The sequence below is a fragment of the Caballeronia grimmiae genome, from assembly GCF_022879615.1.
Taxonomy (GTDB): domain Bacteria; phylum Pseudomonadota; class Gammaproteobacteria; order Burkholderiales; family Burkholderiaceae; genus Caballeronia; species Caballeronia grimmiae.
The window spans coordinates 2299646-2317591 of sequence record NZ_CP084271.1 but is presented as its reverse complement, the minus strand read 5'-3'; the positions used below and the strand labels follow the sequence as shown (position 1 = coordinate 2317591).

At 64.5% G+C, this 17946-nt stretch carries 15 protein-coding genes; 8 read left to right on the top strand and 7 right to left on the bottom strand.

The window, feature by feature from the left end:
- The first annotated feature begins 33 nt into the window (after positions 1-33).
- Both LDZ21_RS11120 and LDZ21_RS11115 read left to right on the top strand, forming a co-directional pair.
- Positions 34-1185, top strand: coding sequence for an ABC transporter ATP-binding protein (locus tag LDZ21_RS11120; RefSeq protein WP_035968193.1), 1152 nt, complete (start codon positions 34-36; stop codon positions 1183-1185).
- Positions 1186-1250: 65 nt separating this feature from the next.
- Positions 1251-2114, top strand: a complete 864-nt coding sequence (locus LDZ21_RS11115) for an MOSC domain-containing protein (protein ID WP_244793398.1) — start codon at positions 1251-1253, stop codon at positions 2112-2114.
- 17 nt (positions 2115-2131) lie between these two features.
- Here LDZ21_RS11115 and LDZ21_RS11110 read toward each other — a convergent pair whose 3' ends face one another.
- Positions 2132-3079 carry a sugar-binding transcriptional regulator gene (locus LDZ21_RS11110; protein ID WP_244793397.1) on the bottom strand — a complete coding sequence of 316 codons (948 nt, stop codon included), beginning with the start codon at positions 3077-3079 and terminating at the stop codon, positions 2132-2134.
- Between the two features lie 353 nt (positions 3080-3432).
- Here LDZ21_RS11110 and LDZ21_RS11105 point away from each other — a divergent pair, with 353 nt between their 5' ends.
- Complete coding sequence (locus tag LDZ21_RS11105) at positions 3433-3753, top strand: hypothetical protein (RefSeq protein WP_244793396.1); 321 nt, start codon at positions 3433-3435, stop codon at positions 3751-3753.
- Between the two features lie 369 nt (positions 3754-4122).
- Here LDZ21_RS11105 and xylB read toward each other — a convergent pair whose 3' ends face one another.
- The gene (gene xylB, locus LDZ21_RS11100) at positions 4123-5604 is read right to left on the bottom strand and encodes a xylulokinase (protein WP_244793395.1); all 1482 of its coding nucleotides are present in this window, start codon (positions 5602-5604) and stop codon (positions 4123-4125) included.
- Between the two features lie 111 nt (positions 5605-5715).
- Positions 5716-7116, bottom strand: coding sequence for a D-arabinitol 4-dehydrogenase (dalD, locus tag LDZ21_RS11095; RefSeq protein WP_244793394.1), 1401 nt, complete (start codon positions 7114-7116; stop codon positions 5716-5718).
- Here dalD and LDZ21_RS11090 point away from each other — a divergent pair.
- Both LDZ21_RS11090 and LDZ21_RS11085 read left to right on the top strand, forming a co-directional pair.
- Complete coding sequence (locus LDZ21_RS11090; protein WP_244793393.1) at positions 7115-7381, top strand: hypothetical protein; 267 nt, start codon at positions 7115-7117, stop codon at positions 7379-7381. The genes dalD and LDZ21_RS11090 overlap by 2 nt on opposite strands.
- Positions 7382-7449: 68 nt before the next feature.
- Entirely contained in the window at positions 7450-8994 is a 1545-nt protein-coding gene (locus LDZ21_RS11085; RefSeq protein ID WP_244793392.1) for an FGGY-family carbohydrate kinase, read from the top strand.
- Positions 8995-9002: 8 nt separating this feature from the next.
- Here the strand turns inward: LDZ21_RS11085 and LDZ21_RS11080 are convergent, their stop codons facing one another.
- Positions 9003-9824 carry an EAL domain-containing protein gene (locus LDZ21_RS11080; RefSeq protein ID WP_035968184.1) on the bottom strand — a complete coding sequence of 274 codons (822 nt, stop codon included), beginning with the start codon at positions 9822-9824 and terminating at the stop codon, positions 9003-9005.
- Positions 9825-10008: 184 nt separating this feature from the next.
- On the opposite strand from LDZ21_RS11080, the gene hmgA reads away from it, so the two are divergent.
- Both hmgA and fahA read left to right on the top strand, forming a co-directional pair.
- Positions 10009-11346 carry a homogentisate 1,2-dioxygenase gene (gene hmgA / locus LDZ21_RS11075; RefSeq protein WP_244793391.1) on the top strand — a complete coding sequence of 446 codons (1338 nt, stop codon included), beginning with the start codon at positions 10009-10011 and terminating at the stop codon, positions 11344-11346.
- Positions 11343-12626: a fumarylacetoacetase gene (gene fahA / locus LDZ21_RS11070; RefSeq protein ID WP_244793389.1), complete on the top strand. Its 1284-nt coding sequence runs from the start codon at positions 11343-11345 to the stop codon at positions 12624-12626. The genes hmgA and fahA overlap by 4 nt, the downstream gene beginning before the upstream one ends.
- A 67-nt stretch (positions 12627-12693) precedes the next feature.
- Here fahA and LDZ21_RS11065 read toward each other — a convergent pair whose 3' ends face one another.
- The gene (locus LDZ21_RS11065) at positions 12694-13866 is read right to left on the bottom strand and encodes an MFS transporter (protein WP_035968175.1); all 1173 of its coding nucleotides are present in this window, start codon (positions 13864-13866) and stop codon (positions 12694-12696) included.
- 269 nt (positions 13867-14135) lie between these two features.
- On the opposite strand from LDZ21_RS11065, the gene LDZ21_RS11060 reads away from it, so the two are divergent.
- Positions 14136-14576 carry a hypothetical protein gene (locus LDZ21_RS11060; protein WP_052005941.1) on the top strand — a complete coding sequence of 147 codons (441 nt, stop codon included), beginning with the start codon at positions 14136-14138 and terminating at the stop codon, positions 14574-14576.
- Here the strand turns inward: LDZ21_RS11060 and pdeM are convergent, their stop codons facing one another.
- Together pdeM and LDZ21_RS11050 are read right to left on the bottom strand one after the other, a co-directional pair.
- Entirely contained in the window at positions 14577-15245 is a 669-nt protein-coding gene (pdeM, locus tag LDZ21_RS11055) for a ligase-associated DNA damage response endonuclease PdeM (protein WP_244793387.1), read from the bottom strand.
- Between the two features lie 7 nt (positions 15246-15252).
- Positions 15253-17916: a ligase-associated DNA damage response DEXH box helicase gene (locus LDZ21_RS11050; RefSeq protein WP_244793385.1), complete on the bottom strand. Its 2664-nt coding sequence runs from the start codon at positions 17914-17916 to the stop codon at positions 15253-15255.
- Positions 17917-17946 lie beyond the last annotated feature (30 nt).

The following is a 17946-nucleotide window of genomic DNA, read 5'->3' as shown; positions in this document are numbered from 1 at the left end:
GCGTGACCCAAGAATGCATGGAGAGACAACATCATGGCTAGCCTGACCCTGCGCAATATCAACAAGCGATACGAAGACACCGAGGTGATGAAGAGCGTCAACCTCGATATCGATGACGGCGAGTTCGTCGTGTTCGTCGGGCCATCGGGCTGCGGCAAGTCAACGCTGATGCGCATGATCGCGGGTCTCGAAGACATCAGCGGCGGCGAACTGATGATCGACGGCACACGCGTGAACGATCTGCCGCCCGCGAAGCGCGGCATCGCGATGGTGTTTCAGTCGTACGCGCTTTATCCGCACATGACGCTCTACGACAACATGGCTTTCGGCCTCAAGCTCGCGGGCGAGAAGAAGCCGGCCATCGACGCGGCGGTGAAGCAGGCCGCGAAGATTCTGCACATCGATCATCTGCTGGACAGGAAGCCCAAGCAATTGTCGGGCGGCCAGCGCCAGCGCGTCGCGATCGGCCGCGCGATCACGCGCAAGCCGAAGGTCTTTCTGTTCGACGAGCCGCTCTCCAACCTCGACGCCGCGTTGCGCGTGAAGATGCGCCTCGAGTTCGCGCGCCTTCACGACGATCTCAAGACGACGATGATCTACGTGACGCACGATCAGGTGGAAGCGATGACGCTCGCGGACAAGATCGTCGTGCTGTCGGCGGGCAACGTCGAACAGGTCGGCACGCCGAACACGCTGTATCACGCGCCGGCGAACAAGTTCGTGGCGGGTTTCATCGGCTCCCCGAAGATGAACTTTCTGTCGGGCACCGTGGTGCAGGTGCGCGACGGCGGCGTGCTCGTGAAGTACGCGACCGGCGAAACGCAACTCGCCGGCGTGCTGCCCGGCAATGCAAAGGCGGGCGATGCGGTGACGGTCGGCATTCGGCCGGAGCATTTGCAGCCGGTGACGGCATCGAGCGAGTATGGCGTATCCGCATCGACGATGACGGTCGAAACGCTCGGCGACGCCGCGTATCTCTACGCTGAAACGCAGGTCGCGCCCGATGGCCTCATCTCGCGCATTCCGCCGCTGGAAAAGCATGCGCGCGGCGAGAAGCTGCGGCTCGGCGCCGAGCCGGATCACTGCCATATGTTCGACGCGGAGGGGCAGGCGTTCCAGCGCAACGTGGTCGAGGCTTATCTGAAGGAGCATCCGGAAGTGAGGCCGATGCGCGCTTCGGCGTAAGCCGGGTTGTTTCGTCGATGGACGCGCGATAATGCCGGTTCGGATTCGCTCATCCATCGACCACCATGCCCGTCATCAACGAACTCTTCGTCTATCCGGTCAAGTCCTGCGCGGGCATCGCCCTGCAACGCGCGACGCTGCTCGAAACAGGCCTCGAATACGACCGCAACTGGATGGTCACCGACGCATCGGGTGGCATGATCACGCAGCGCACCCACCCGCGCATGGCGTTGATCCGAACCGCATTCGACGGCGATCATCTGACGCTCAGCGCGGCCGGCATGCCGACCCTGCGCACGCCGCTCGATGTCCGCGCGCTGAACGGCGCGGACCGCATGCAGGCGAAGGTATGGCGCGACACGGTCGATGCGCTCGACACGGGCCGTGAAACGTCGCAATGGCTCGGTGATTTTCTCGGCGTATCGGCCAAGCTCGCGCGCTTCGGGCCGGACGCTCGCCGCGCGGTCGATGAGAAATGGACCGCGCCTATCGACACGCAAACGCGCTTCGCCGATGGTTTCCCGCTGCTCGTGCTCGGTCAGGCATCGCTCGACGATCTCAACGCGCGTCTCATGCAGAAGGGCGCGCCGGCGATATCGACGGACCGGTTCCGGCCGAACGTGGTCGTCGGCGGGCTGGATGCGTTCGAGGAAGACTATGTCGGCGACATGCGGATTCGCGCGGCGAGCGGCGATGTGCGGCTGCGGCTCGTCAAGCTCTGCACGCGCTGCCCTGTACCGACGATCGATCAGCTTACCGGCGCGCCGAATCCCGCGTGGCCGCACGAGCCGCTCGACACGATGAGCACGTATCGCGCGAGCGAGCAGCATGGCGGCAAGCTGACGTTCGGGAAGAACGCGATTGTCGTCGATGGCGAGGGCATCGCGCTCGAAGCGGGGCAGGCAGTCGAAGCCGAGATCGCGTTCTGAGCTTCGGACTTTAGAGGTCAGGCGTCCAGCGCGGCGCGGGCGCACAGTTCGTCGGTGACGAGCCCGGAGAGCCACTGACCTTTGAGCGCGGCGATAAGCGCGTTGCGTTTGCGCTCGCCGCCTGCGAAGCCGATGGTCGGACGCTTCGGCGGCGAATCGAGCTTGAGGCTCGTGACGCGTGCGCCTGTCGTCGAAGTGACGCGCTTGCCTTCGGCGTCGATGGGCAGCCCGAGCCATTCGGCGACCGCGCCGCCTTGCATCATCTCTTCGACTTCGCCGCGCGTGATGAAGCCGTCTTCGTGCAGTGGACAGTTGATGCCGATGTTGCCGATGCCGACGAAGGCCACATCGGCCTGTTGCGCGAGTTCGTCGACGATGCGGTAGAGCCGGTGATTGACCCATTGCGCGCGTTCGGCTTCGCTGTCGGCCATGAGCGGCGCGGGCAGCATGAAGTGCTTGCCGCCGGTTTTTTCGGAGAGTTGCTGGGCGACGTCGTATCGATTGAACGATCCGTCTTGCGCGATGGCGCCGACCATCGACACGAAGCGATGCTGTGGCCGGTCGATCTGTCCGATTTGCGCGACGACTGCTTTGAGCGTGCGTCCGCTGCCGATGGAGACGACGATGGGTGCTTCGTCGGTGAGATAGCGCTCCATGACTTGCGCTCCGGCGACGGCGAGCTTGCGGTCGACTTGTTCGGTGCTGTCGCCGTCGATGGGGACGACTTCGCACAGCGCGAGGCCGTAGCGGTCGCAGAGCTGTTGCGCGAGCGACAGGCAATCGGCGATGCGGTGATCGACGCGCACGCGGATGAGGTTTTTTTCTACGGCGAAGGCCACGAGGCGTTGCGCGACCGGGCGCGAGATTTGTAACTTCTCGGCGATCTCGTTCTGCGTGTTGCCGGCGACGTAGTACAGCCACGCTGCGCGGGTTGCCAGGTCGAGCTTTTCGTTGGATTTTGGCACTTGGGGTTCGTCGTTCTCTTCTTTTGGTGTTGAGCTTTTATTTGTGTCGGTCTGTGGGGGTGCCCGTTTGCGGGGCGGGGGTTTTTCTTCGGTTATTCGTGTCGGTCTGGTGGGGTGCCCCTTTGCGGGGCGGAGGTTTTTCTTCGGTTATTCGTGTCGGTCTATTAGCGCGCCCCTCCCCGGGGCGGGGGTCACTTTCTTTGCTGCTGCAAAGAAAGTAACCAAAGAAAGCAGCTTTTTTGGCCCGAAGCACTGACCTGTGTGCTCACTTCGTAGAACATCGGTGGCACTCAGCTTGAAAGAGCCTTGAATCACCTTCCACGCCCGCTGACAACTAACGTCCTCCGAGCCCCTTGGCTCGACAAAACCTCGCTCGCACACAACCAACCGCAATCTCCCACCTCTCCAAACACTACAGCAAAGACAGCACGCACCGCAAACGCAGCAAAACTAGCAAACACAGCAAGCGCGACATAAGCGGCGCAAGACAGCAAAGACAGCGAGCACAGCAAGCACAGCAAGCACAGCAAGCACAGCAAGCACAGCAAGCACAGCAAGCACAGCAAGCACAGCAAGCACAGCAAGCACAGCAAGCACAGCAAGCACAGCAAGCACAGCAAGCACAGCAAAGACAGAAGCTTCTTTCTCGATTGACGTTCAATGTAACTGCCTAACGTCTCGCAGGGGAACTGGCGTAGGGTCGTCGCCGCTTGGCGGCTAGCGTTCGCGCTTGATGGCGCATTGCGTTTAGATCTGCGTTGGTGTTAACGAGCCAAGGGGCTCGGAGGACGTTAGTAGTCAGCGGGCGCGGAAGGTGATTCAAGGCTCTATCAAGCTGAGTGCCACCGCTGTTCTACGGAGTGGCCACGCAAGTTATTGGATTGGGCGGTTCGAAAAAAAGCTGCTTTCTTTGGTTACTTTCTTTGCAGCGGCAAAGAAAGTGACCCCCGCCCCGGGGAGGGGCGAGCTAATAGACCGACACGAAACCAAGCTTCACGAAAGCGAAGACTGACCACCCCCCGTGCCACGAGCAAAGAAAGAAATCAAATTAACCGAGGCCGAGAAACATCAAACAAAGGCCGCACATGCTGATAAAGCTCACGAAACCCTTTAAGCCGCTGCCGCAAGACGAGATGCCGTTCGCCGTCCGGCGAGAACTCCTGCTTGACGGAAGGCTTCGCAAGCACGACCGCAGGATCGCCCCCGGCTGCAAGCCACCCCAACCGTGCGGCCCCGAGCGCAGCCCCGGTTTCCCCGCCGCCATGCGTCCGCGTAGGCGTATTGAACGCATCGGCGAACATCTGCCCCCAGTACGCGCTGCGAGCGCCGCCGCCCAACATCGACAATGCCCGCGTCTGCGTTCCGGCGGACTGCAAGGCATCCAGCCCATCGGTCAACGCGAGCGTCACGCCTTCCAGCACCGAATAGCCGAGCAAAGCACGATCCGTCGCATGCGTCATGCCGAAAAACACGCCTTGCGCATAAGGATCGTTATGCGGCGTCCGCTCGCCGCTCAGGTAAGGCAGGAACAACGGCGCAGTCGTTAAAGCCTCCGCCGGCAAAGCCTCCACTTCAGCGAGCAAAGTCGGCTCATCCGTGGACGTCAGCTTGCACACCCAGCGCAGACAGCTCGCCGCCGATAACACCACGCTCATCTGATGCCACCGATCCGGAATCGCATGGCAAAACGCATGCACCGCCGACGTCGGATTCGGCCGGAACCGGTCGCCCACCACGCACAGCACGCCCGATGTGCCCAGCGACAGGAAACCATCGCCCGGTTCAGTCGCACCGATGCCCACCGCGCTCGCCGCATTGTCTCCGCCGCCCGCCGCCACGATCACGTCATCACGCAAGCCAAGCTCCGCCGCCAGCTCTGGCAGCAAGGTGCCCGAAGGCTCGCTGCCCTCGGCCAGCGACGGCATCTGCTGGCGCGACATTCCGCACGCGGCAAGCAGTTCGTCGGACCAGTCGCGGCGCGCCACGTCGAGCCACAACGTCCCCGCTGCATCCGATGGATCGGACACCTTCGTGCCCGTCAAATGCATGCGCAAATAATCCTTCGGCAGCAGCACGCACGCGGTCTGCGCAAAGATGTCCGGCTCGTTGTGCCTCACCCAGAGCAGCTTCGGCGCAGTAAAGCCCGGCATCGCCAGATTGCCGGCGATCTCGTGCAGATGCGGCGCGCGCTCGTACAACTCGGCGCACTCCTTGTCGCTGCGCATGTCGTTCCAGAGAATCGCGGGACGCAGCACGCGATCAGTGGAATCGAGCAGCACCGCGCCGTGCATCTGACCGGACAGCCCGATGCCGCGAACCTGCGCGAACTCCGCCGGATACTTCTCGCGCAGCCTGAAAAGCGCGGCGCGCGTGCCGTCCCACCAGTCGAGCGGGTTCTGTTCCGACCAGCGCGGCTTGGGGCGGGATACGGTGAACGGCGTGCCCGCCGTGCCGACGACGCTGCCGTCGCCCGCAAGCAGCAGCACTTTCACTTCGGAGGTGCCGAGGTCGATGCCTAAGTACATGAACGATGCCTTGGTCGAGGCCGGGACTCATCCGGCAGAAACAGGGAATTTAACGCCGTGCGCGACGCCGCGCCATGAGCACAATACCGGAGCGGCGCATAGCCAGCACGCCTACGGACGATTCGCGAGCCACGCATCCACCCGTGCGATCGCCTTGCGCATCACGCGCTCGAGGTTCTCGGTCTGCGCCATGCTGCCCCACAGGAGCTTGTCGGCGACGAACGCCTTGACCGGATCGCTCGCCGCGAAGTAGCCATGCGCGACGGCCGGGTCCATCACGCCGTCCTGATACGCATACGGCAGCCTGTTCTCGTGCCACCGTTCGAGGAAGCGGAAGAAAAGCGCGGGGAGAACCGCCGTCGCGTCCGGATCGACATTGCGCGCGAAGCATTCCGACAGTGTCGGCGCGATAAAACCCGGCAGCTTCGAGAACCCGTCCGCCGCGACGCGCTGGTTCGTGTCCTTGATGTACGGATTGCTGAAGCGGTCGAGCACCACGTCGCGATACTTCGCGAGGTCGATCGGGCTCGGCGTGAGGCAGGGAATCACGTCCTCGGTGACATAGGCTTCCGCGAGCGCGCGAATTTCCATGTCCTGGGTGCCTTCGTGGATGTATTGCAGGCCGACGAGCGTCCCCGCCCACGCAATGCAGCTATGGCTTGCGTTGAGAATGCGGATCTTCGCCTCTTCATACGGCAGCACGGATTCGACCATCTCCGCGCCGACCTTCTCCCACGCGGGACGGCCCGCGCAGAACTCGTCCTCGATCACCCACTGGATGAACTTCTCGCCCATCACCGGCGCGCGATCGTCGAAGCCGGTCGCGGCCTTCACGCGCTCGGCGACATCGGGCGTCGGGCGCGGCGTGATGCGATCGACCATTGAGTTCGGACACGACGTATTCGCGATCATCCAGTCGCGCAGCGCGGTTTCGCCGCGCAATTGCAGAAACTCGAGCATGCCCGCCTTGAAGCGATCGCCGTTGCTGCGCAGGTTGTCGCAGTTCTGCAGCGAGACCTTGCCCGCGCCGTTTTTCATGCGCGCATCGAGGATGGCGGCCAGCGCGCCATAGATCGTCGTTTTTGCGCCCTTCAGATCGGCGGCGAGGTCGGCGTTGGCCGTGTCGAGCCGGTCGTGCTCGTCGAGGTAATAGCCGCCCTCGGTCACGGTGAACGACACGATCCTACAGTCGGGCGCGGCGCCCGTCGCGATCAGTTGCGCGAGATCGGCGGACCACGGCACGACCTTCTTGATCGATTTCACCCGTTCGTATTCGCGCTCGCCCTGCGGCGTCACGGTCTCGAGCGTGTACTCGCCGTTTTGCGCGGCGAGCGCATCGAGCACGGCGTTCATGTCGCCGCGAATGTTGCCGACGGCAAGCGACCAGCTCGCATCGCCGGATTCGATCAGCCGGTGCAGATACCACGCCTGATGCGCGCGATGAAACGATCCCGCCCCGATGTGCAGGATCACGTTCGCACTCGCCTTTGCAACGCTGGCTTCGCTACTCATGTCTTCTCTTCCCTTTGGCTATGCGCCCGTTCTGCGTGGACGGCTGACTGAACATTTGCTCGATAGGTGGTCGAATGATCGTATCCGCTATCCCGAAAGTCAAGGCGCGGCGCGGCTGCATCGTCGTTGCGATGCGGCGCGATTCGCCGATGCGGCACGGCGTAATGCCTTAATACTGGCGTCTGGCCTTCGACGCTGCACCGCACCAGAACGCGCGTCGTCGCTGATCGGGAATTACCCGGATAGTCAACGCGGCCTCGATTGACGGAAGGTGCATGCGGCTTCGGTTCGAAACACAGGCGCACCATAACGATAGAAAGATAGGAGACGCGAATGGACTATGTGATCGGCATCGACATCGGGACGCAGAGCACGAAGGCGCTGCTCGTCGATACGCAAGGCGCGATCGTCGCGCAGCATTCGAGCGCCTACCATCCCGACACGCCGAAGCCGCTCTGGGCCGAGCAATGGCCGCAAGTCTGGTTCGATGCCGTGACCGCGTGCATCGCGGCGTGCGTCGCGAAGGCGAAGGAGCAGGGCGTCGACGCGCGGCAAATCAAATCGCTATGCGTGAGCAGCCTTTATGGCGGCTCGGGCATTCCCGTCGATGAACAGATCGAGCCGCTCCATCCGTGCCTCATCTGGATGGACCGGCGCGCGACGGCCGAAGTGGACTGGGTGCGCGAGCACGTCGATGTCACGCGGCTCGCGGCGATCACGGGCAATGGCGTCGACAGTTACTACGGTTTCACGAAAATGATGTGGCTGCGCAATCATCGGCCGGATGTCTGGAGCAGGACGCGCTGGCTGCTGCCGCCGAACGCGTTCGTGATCCAGCGGCTGACCGGCGAACTCGCGGTGGACCATAGCTCGGCCGGCAACATCGGCGGTGTGTACGACGTGAACGCCCGCGCGTGGTCGCACGAAGCGCTCGACATGCTCGGCATTCCCGCGTCGATGATGCCCGAGCGGCTCGTCGAATCGTCGGACGTGGTGGGCGGAATCTTGCCGGAATGGGCCGGCAAGCTGGGGATCGCCGCCGGCACGCCGGTCGTCGCGGGCGGCGTCGATGCGGCCGTCGCCACCTTCGCCGCCGGCGTCACGCAGGCGGGGCATCACGTCGCGATGATCGGCACCAGCATGTGCTGGGGCTATATCAACCAGAGCGTCGATGCACGGCACGGCCTCGTGTCCATGCCGCACGTCTACAACGGCAAGCGCGATCTCTACGTGTTCGGCGGCGCGAGCACGGCGGGCGCGTGCGTCGCGTGGTATCGCGACCAGTTCTGCCAGGCCGAAATCGTAGCCGCGAAGCAGTCGCCGCACGGCGACGCGCACCGGCTGCTGGAAGAGGCGGCGTCGAAGGTCGCGGCGGGATCGGATGGCGTCGTGTTTCTGCCGTATCTGATGGGCGAGCGCAGCCCGGTCTGGGACGCCCATGCGAGCGGCACGTTCGTCGGCCTCAATCTCTTTCACACGCGGGCGACGCTGTATCGCGCGGTGCTCGAAGGCGTCGCGTTCGCGCTGAAGCACAACATGGAGGCGGGGCGGCGCGGGGCGCAATCGCTGGATGACCGGCTGATCGTCGTCGGCGGCGCGGCGCATTCGGACTTGTGGATGCAGATCATCGCGGATGTGACCGGCTATCCGGTCGTGTCGATCGAACAGGAAGTCGAAGCCGCGATGGGCGCGGCCCTGCTCGCGGCGCTCGGTGCGGGACTCATCTCACGCGAAACCGCCGAAGGGGGATGGGTCACGCTCGTCGAGCGCGCGACGCCCGACGCCGGGCGGCAACGCGTGTATCAGGAGCGGTTCGGCGTGTACGTCGATCTCTATCCGGCGCTCAAGGACGCGATGCATCGCCTGCGCGCCGAATAGAACAACGGCTAGCGGGCAGCGCCCGCGTGCGCGTCGAACACCGGCCCCTGCACGAAGTGCACGTCGAACTGCTGAAGCGCGTTGAACTGCGCTTCGTCGGAGACATTCGAGAAGATCAGCGGAATCTTCAGCCGATGCGCGTAAGCCACGAGATGCTTCACGACGGAATCGCGCAGCGCGGCCCCGGCATCCATCTTGATGAAGTCGAGCCGCGCCATCTCCGACACCGCCATGATCTGCCCCGCGTTGGGCAGATTTCCCGCCACCTTGAAGCCGTAGTGCTGATAGCTCTTGGTCAGATAGCCGAGAAAGGTCTTGTGCGCGACCGCCGCCGCCGGCAGTTCGATCACCACGCGCGCCGGGTTGATCCCGAACTCCAGCAGCACCGACGAAAAGTGCAGCCCGTGATCGTACTTCACGCTTTTTAGCAGGCGCTCGTGGACGCGCAGAAAGAGCAGGCCCGTGCGCTGCCGCCCGAAAAAGTTGAACGCATGCAGCGTCCGCGACAAGCGGTCGAGCGCGACCAGCTCGCGGTCATCGTCGAAGCGGGCGAACGGATCGCGCGGGACGTCGCCTTCGATTAGCGTCAGTGCCTGCAAGCCGAGTTCATCGCCGAACCGCTCCGCGCTTTCGTGGGATGCGGACAGTGTCTGCGGAAAGCTGTGCGTGCCGACATCGAAGATCGGCTCGTAGGCGCTCGCCACCGTCATTTCACCGTAATGCGCGATCGCCTCCCGCGCATGTTCGCCCTCGCCGAGAACGATATGCGCGCCGAGGAACCGATGTTCCGCAGCCCGGGCGACGAGTTCTGGCAACGAAGGGGCGATCATGAGGGCGTCGTGGAGGCGTTTTGAAGTTCTCGTTTCGATGCTACCAGCGCGCAACCGATCGCCTTGCACCAAATCGACATATTGATATGCACGGCACGCGGCGTCGAATCAGGGTATACGAGCTATTTCACTAATCGTAATCGGTTTACTATTGGTGAACGTCGAACCCATGAGGACTTCCGCGATGTCCGCTTTCGAAACGCACACCGACGCGAGCCGGCAGTATCAATCCGGCTTCGCCAACGATTTCGCCACCGAAGCGTTGCCCGGCGCATTGCCGCTCGGCCGCAACTCGCCGCAGCGCGCCGCATACGGCCTGTATGCCGAGCAGCTGTCCGGCACCGCGTTCACCGCGCCGCGCGCGCACAACCGGCGCTCGTGGCTGTATCGCATCCGGCCGGGGGCGGTGCACAAGCCGTTCACGCGCATCACGGGCGACCGGCTGCGCGCGAAGCTCGTCGCGAATTTCGCCGATGTGCCGCCCACGCCGCCGAACCAGTTGCGCTGGGACCCGCTGCCGATGCCCGCCGAACCGACCGATTTCATCGACGGCTGGGTGACGATGGCCGGCAACGGCGCGGCGGAATCCATGTCGGGGTGCGCGATTCATCTCTATGCCGCGAACCGGTCGATGCAGGACCGCTTCTTCTACGATTCCGACGGCGAATTGCTGATCGTGCCGCAGCAAGGGCGGCTGTCGATTGCGACGGAACTCGGCAAGCTCGATGTCGCGCCGTTTGAAATCGCGGTGATTCCGCGCGGCGTGCGCTTTTCGGTGGCGCTGCCCGACGGCGAGGCGCGCGGTTATGTCTGCGAGAACTTTGGCGCGCTGCTGCAATTGCCCGATCTCGGGCCGATCGGCTCTAACGGCCTGGCTAATCCGCGCGATTTCCTCACGCCTCACGCCGCGTATGAAGATCGCGAGGGCAATTTCGAACTCGTGACGAAGCTGAACGGCGCGTTGTGGCGCGCGGACATCGGCCATTCGCCGCTCGATGTCGTCGCGTGGCACGGTAACTATGCGCCGTACAAGTACGACCTCCGGCACTTCAACACGATCGGTTCGATCAGCTTCGACCATCCCGATCCGTCGATTTTCCTCGTGCTGCAATCGCCGAGCGATACGCCCGGCGTCGATTCCATCGACTTCGTGATCTTCCCGCCGCGCTGGCTCGCCGCCGAGGATACGTTCCGGCCGCCGTGGTTCCATCGCAATGTCGCGAGCGAGTTCATGGGCCTCGTGCACGGCGTATATGACGCGAAGGCCGAAGGCTTCCTGCCCGGCGGCGCGAGCCTGCACAACTGCATGTCGGGCCACGGGCCGGATGCGGAAACGTTCGAGAAGGCATCGAAAAGCGATACGTCGAAGCCCGCGAAGGTCGGCGACACGCTCGCGTTCATGTTCGAAACGCGCACGCTCATCAAGCCGACGCAGTTCGCGCTGGAAACCGCGCAATTGCAGGCGAATTACTACGAATGCTGGCAAGGCCTCACGAAACACTTTAATCCGGAGCAACGATGAACGACGCGCTGAAGGCGACACTCGCACCCACGCTCAGGAGCTGGATCGAGTCCGCGAACGATCCGGCGAGCGACTTTCCGATTCAGAACCTGCCGTTCGGCATTTTCAGCGATGCCGTCGACGAGCGGCCGCGCGCGGGCGCGGCGATCGGCGAATGGATCGTCGATCTGGCCGCGCTGGAAGGCGAACGTCTGATCGACGCGCAGGGCGCTTTCGCCGCGCCGCGTCTGAATCCGTTCATCGCGCTCGGACGCGATACGTGGCGCGCGGTGCGGATCGCACTGAGCGGGCTGCTCGCACGGGACACGCCGACGCTGCGGGACGATGCCGCGTTGCGCCGCCGGGTGCTCGTGCCGCGCAAGGACGCGACGATGCACTTGCCGGTCGATATTCCGGGCTATACGGATTTCTATTCGTCGAAGGAGCATGCGACGAACGTCGGCTCGATGTTTCGCGATCCGAAGAATGCGCTTTTGCCCAACTGGTCGGAATTGCCGGTGGGATACAACGGGCGCGCGTCGTCGGTCGTGGTGAGCGGCACGCCGGTGCGTCGTCCGAACGGTCAGATCAAGTTGCCGGACGAGGAACGGCCGATCTTCGGCGCGTGCCGCAAGCTGGATATCGAACTGGAGACGGGCTTCATCGTCGGGCGCGGCAATGCGCTGGGCGAGCCGATCGCGTGTGAGGAGGCGGAGGCGCATATCTTCGGCATGGTGCTGCTGAACGACTGGAGCGCGCGGGATATCCAGCAATGGGAATACGTGCCGCTCGGACCGTTCAATTCGAAAGGCTTCGCGACGACGATTTCACCGTGGATCGTCACGCTCGATGCGCTCGAACCCTTCCGCACCGCGACTCCCGAGCAGCAGCCGGAGCCGCTGCCGTATCTGCGGCATGCAGGCAATCATGCATTCGATATCGAGCTGGAAGTGGCGTTGCGGGCGGAAGGCGCGTCGAGGGCCACCATCATCTCGCGGACCAATTTCAAGCTGATGTACTGGTCGATGGCGCAGCAGCTTGCGCATCATACGGTGTCCGGATGCAACACCCGCGTCGGCGATCTCATGGGCTCGGGAACGATCAGCGGACCGACGGCGGACTCGTGCGGGAGCTTGCTCGAGAGCACGTGGAACGGACAGCGGCCCCTCAAGCTGGAAGAGGGCGGGGAACGCGCTTTCCTGCTCGACGGCGATGAGATCACGCTGCGCGGCTGGTGTCAGGGCGAAGGGTATCGCGTGGGTTTTGGCGAGTGCGTCGGGAGCATTCTGCCGGCGCGGTGAATCGGGAAGGAGTGGCTGCTTGCCGGCCGCTCCTTCGAGCATCGTCAGGCAGCGACCGCACCCCCCATCAAGCAGCCTGCCCCACTGCCCCGCGCCGCGCCCGCTTATCCAGCGTAGCCGACAGCAAAGTTAGCCCAAGGGCCCCGCAAGCCATCGCGACCCCGACCCAGGGCAACGACGTCAGCGGCGCGCCCGCGCTGATCGCGCATCCGCCAAGCCAGGCACCCGTCGCGTTGCCGAGATTGAACGCGCCCTGATTGAGCGTCGAAGCGAGATTGGGCGCATCGCTCGCGCGATTCACGATAAGAATCTGCAGCGGCGGCACGATTGCGAACGCGAGCACGCCCCACAGGAAGATCGTGATCATCGCGGAGACGGATTCATGCATCGTCCCGGCGAAGATGACCAAAATCACGACGATCGACGCCAGGAAGGAAAGCAGCGACCGCAACAGCTTCCAGTCCGCGAGCTTGCCGCCGAGCGTGCTCCCCACCGTCAGGCCAAGACCGAACAGCAGCAGCACATACGTGACCGCGTGCGGCGAAAAGCCCGTGACGTCTTCCAAGATTGGCGTGATATACGTGAACACCGAAAACAGACTCGCCGATGCCAGCACGCTGATCCCCAGCACCATCAGCACTTGCGGGTTCTTGAGCACGTCGAATTCACGGAGGATGCTCGTCTCGCGCATCTCGATGTGCTTCGGCAGGCAAACGGCGAGCGCGCCCGCTGCCGCCACGCCGATCAGCGTGACGACCCAGAACGTCGCGCGCCATCCGGCCGCCTGTCCAAGCGCCGTGCCGAGCGGCACGCCGAGCACGTTCGCGAGGGTGAGCCCCGTGAACATCAGCGCAATGGCTTGCGCGCGGCGGTTGGGCGCGACGAGATCGGCGGCGACCACCGAGCCGATGCCGAAGAACGCACCGTGACAGAACGCCGTGACGATGCGCGCGCCCATCAGCACCCAGTAGTTCGGCGCCAGCGCGCACAACAGATTGCCGACGATGAACACGCCGATCAGCCCCATCAGCGCCTTCTTGCGCGGCATCTTCGCGGTGACGATGGCGAGAATCGGCGCACCGATGGTCACGCCGAGCGCATAGCCGGACACGAGCATGCCGGCGGCGGGGATCGACACGGCGAGATCGCGGGCAACGTTGGGCAACAGGCCCATGATGACGAATTCGGTCGTGCCGATGCCGAACGCAGCAATGGCAAGAGCTAGGAGAGGCAAGGGCATGTCGGAGGCGGGCAGAAGTGGCGCGGTCGGCGCGGAGAAGGGTGGAATTCTACCGAAAGGTCAATTTTGATGCTGGTAGAAACCCTGACACGCACGCGTCCGGACAATGCCGGATGATGAGCGGACTTTTACCGCATCGACACGCGCCGGGCACGAAAGTGTTCGTGCCGGGCGCACGATGCGGCGAACGTTTCGCAACGAGCTTCCGTGCGCGCGAATCATTGCGCATCGCGAAGTGTTGGAAATACACAGCAACCAGCAGACAACCTATGTCATCGATTACCAGCCGTCTGCGCGCCGCCATCGCGTGCGCCGTGCTTCTCGCCACTCATGCGTACGCGCAAAGCGACGCTTCCGGCCCCATCGCGACGAAGGCAGGCACGGTGTACTTCCTGCGCGACGAATCCGGCTTCGCCGCGATGCTCGGCACGCAGGCGTTCGATCGCTTCGACGCCCGCCGCATCGCCCATTTCGATGAAACCGACGCCAGCGGCGCACTCACGCGCTCGCTGATGCAGACCGATGTCGGCCCGGTCCTCTATGACTTCCGCCGCAATCCGCCGCTCGTGCAGCGCTCGGGCAAGCGCATGACGGTGCAGCGCGTGTTCTGGCAAGGCGATGAGGTGGTGATGCAGACATCGCTCGGCTGGTACAAGCTCGAACGCGGCGCGCTGTCGAAGCTGCAGGCATCGACGAAGGTCTATCACTGATCAGACGTGCACGCCGAACACGCGCTCGCCCGCTACCACGTACACGGTTTCGCGCTCGCGGCGCACGCTGTCGTTGACTTCGAAGCCGCCGGTGAATGCGCCGAACGCGGGCAGCACGCCCGCGCGCGCGCCGAAACGAAAGCACGCCAGCCGAACGCTTTCGATGCGCGTCGACAGCCGGTACACCGGATGCTCATGGCCGGCGAGCGAGTAGGCATCGGCGACGGTCTGCGGATGATGGCAAAGCGCCCACGGCCCCAGCCGATACGGCTCCTTCACCAGCTCGACGCCGAAGCGCGACGGCAACTCGCCCGCGTGACGATCGTGATTGCCTTCGACGAGCACGAGCCGCAACGCGCGATGCTTCGCGCGCCAGGCATCGAGAGCGGCGAGGGTTTCGTCGGCGTGGGATTCGCGGGCATGCAGCAAGTCGCCGAGAAAGACGATCGACTCCGGCCGGTGCGTCGCGATCAGCGCATCGAGCCGCGCGAGATTCTCGGCAGTCGCGCCCGCCGGCACGGGAATGCCACGCGCGCGGAACACGGCGTCCTTGCCGAAGTGCGCATCGGCGATGAAGAGCGCCTTCTCCAGCGGATCGAATGCGGCGCGCTCCGCCGAGAGCAGCAGCGCGCGGCCATTTACGTCGATTGTCAGTGCTTCTATTGCCATAAGTTGCTCAAGCTTGCGCCGCCTTCTCCAGATCGGCGAGCATCCGCTCCACGCGATCCGACAGCTTCTCCGTGCTCACCTTTTCCCGCAGCCGCGCGACGATCAGCGGAAACGCGAACGGCGTCGGCTTTTTCGGATGCGTGAACGCGAGGCGGCTTTCGCTCATGCGGACGAGGGCATCGCGAAGGCGGCGCATTTCCAGCTCCTGCAGCATCACTTCCTGATCGGCCTGCGCGAGCAGCAGATTGCCGCGATCGTGCTTGCGGAACACTTCGTAGAAGAGGCCGCTCGACGCCTGCAACTGCCGCGCGCTTTTCTGCTGCCCCGGATGCCCCTGATAGATCAGCCCCGACACGCGGGCGATCTCGCGAAACCGCCGCGCCGACAACTCCGACGCGTTCAGGCTTGCGAGAATATCGTGCTCCAGATTGTCGGGCGAGAAGAGGCCGTCGGCGATCAGCGTTTCCCAGTCGAACGGCTTGGCCGACAGCAGCTCGAAGCCGTAATCGTTCATCGAAATGGAGAACGTGCTCGGCTGATCCCGCGCGACGCGCCAGCCGATCAGCGACCCGAGGCCGATATGCGCCATCCGCCCCGCGAACGGATAGCAGAAAAAATGATGCCCCTCGCGCGATCGCACCGCCTCGACGACCAGGACGCCCGGCCCCGGCAGCGCCGACCACTTCGCCTGAAGATCGAGCAGTGGCTTGACAGCGAGCATTTCGGGCTCGTCGTAGATGCCGTCGTTCGCGCGGGCGAGCATCACGAGCGCCGCCTCCGCCAGCTCCGACGACAGCGGCATCTTGCTGCCCGCCCATTGCGGCATCGCGCCGCGTGAGGACGTCGCGCGCTTCACATAGGCGGTCATGTCGCGCACGCGGATGAGTTCGAGCGCGCGGCCGCCGAACGTGAAGACATCGCCGGGCTTCAGGCGCGAGATGAACGATTCCTCCATCGCGCCGATGCGCCCGCCTGTCATATAGGCGACGTTGATGGTCGCATTGGCGACGATCGTCCCGACGTTGTTCCGATGCCGCCGCACGAGATCTTCGCGCGGCACGCGATACACGCCGTCATCGCCCGCGACGACGCGGTGATAGTCCGGATACGCCGCCAGCGACGCGCCGCCGCGCTCGACGAACGCGAGCGCCCAGTCGAATTCCGCCTGCGTCAGATCGCGGTACGCGTAGGCGGTGCGGACTTCATCGAGCATGTCGGCGGGATGGAAGCCGCCGCCGATCGCCACCGTCACGAGATGCTGCACGAGCACGTCGAGCGGTTTCATCGGCATGTCGCGCCCTTCGATGCGACGTTCCTCGATCGCCCAGCGCGCTGCCGCCGCTTCGACGAGTTCGAGCGCGTGCGTCGGCACGATCGTCACGCGCGATACGCGGCCCGGCGCATGGCCGGATCGTCCGGCGCGCTGCATCAGCCGCGCGACGCCCTTCGGCGAACCGATCTGGAACACGCGGTCCACCGGCAGAAAATCGACGCCGAGATCGAGACTCGACGTGCACACGACGGCCTTCAGTTGCCCGTTCTTCAGCCCGAGTTCGACCCAGTCGCGCACTTCCTTGTCGAGCGAGCCGTGATGCAGCGCGATCAGCCCGGCCCATTCCGGCCGCAGATCCAGCAGCGCGCGATACCAGATTTCCGATTGCGAGCGCGTGTTGGTGAAAACGAGCGAGCTTTGCGCGTGCTCGATTTCATCGGCGACGGGGCCGACCTGGCGTACGCCGAGATGCCCGCCCCACGGAAAGCGTTCGATGGTGTCCGGGATCAGCGTATCGACGACGAGCGTTTTCGGCTGCGCGCCGCGCACGACGACGCGCGGCGTCGTCACGGCATGCAGCAGCGCATCGTGCGCGAGCGCGAGATTGCCGAGCGTCGCGGACAAGCCCCAGACTTGCAGATCGGGCCGCCAGCGGGCAAGGCGTGCGAGCGCGAGCTGAGTCTGCGTGCCGCGCTTGTTGCCGAGCAATTCGTGCCATTCGTCGATGACGACGAGCCGCACATGCGATAGCTCGTCGCGCGCGTTGGCGCGCGTGAGCATCAGCGTGAGGCTTTCGGGCGTCGTCACGAGCGCGGACGGCATGCGGCGATTCTGCCTCGCGCGTTCGGTGGACGAGGTATCGCCCGTGCGCAGACCGACGGTCCACGGCACCGAGAGCGCGGTGACGGCGGTTTGCAGCGCGCGGGCGGTATCGGCGGCGAGCGCGCGCATCGGCGTGATCCAGAGCACGGTGAGCGGCGCGGGAAGCGGGGCCTTCTCGGCGGCGTCCTTGACTGGCTTCGCGTTGCGCCGCGTCTTCGGCGGGCTCGCGAATGCAGCGAGCGCACCGAGCCAGATCGCCCAGGTCTTGCCTGCGCCGGTCGTCGCGTGCAGCAGGCCGCTCGCGCCGCGCCGGACTTCGCGCCAGACTTCGCTCTGGAACGGAAACGGCTGCCAGCCGCGCTCGCCGAACCATCGCGCGATGCGCTCGTCCATCGGTTTCGCGGCTTCGATCGGGTCGAAGACGAAGGGCGCGGGCTTGAACGCTTCGACGGCGGCATCGAGTTTGGCTTGCGCAGCCTGCGTGCGCGGCACGCGCCGGGGACGCGGCGCGCGGCGGCGAGCGCGGCTGGCGACGTCGGGCGGCGCGGTGTCGTCGTGTTCGTCGGAAGTGGTCATGGCGTCAGCTTCGCCTCGCTGCGATGAAGC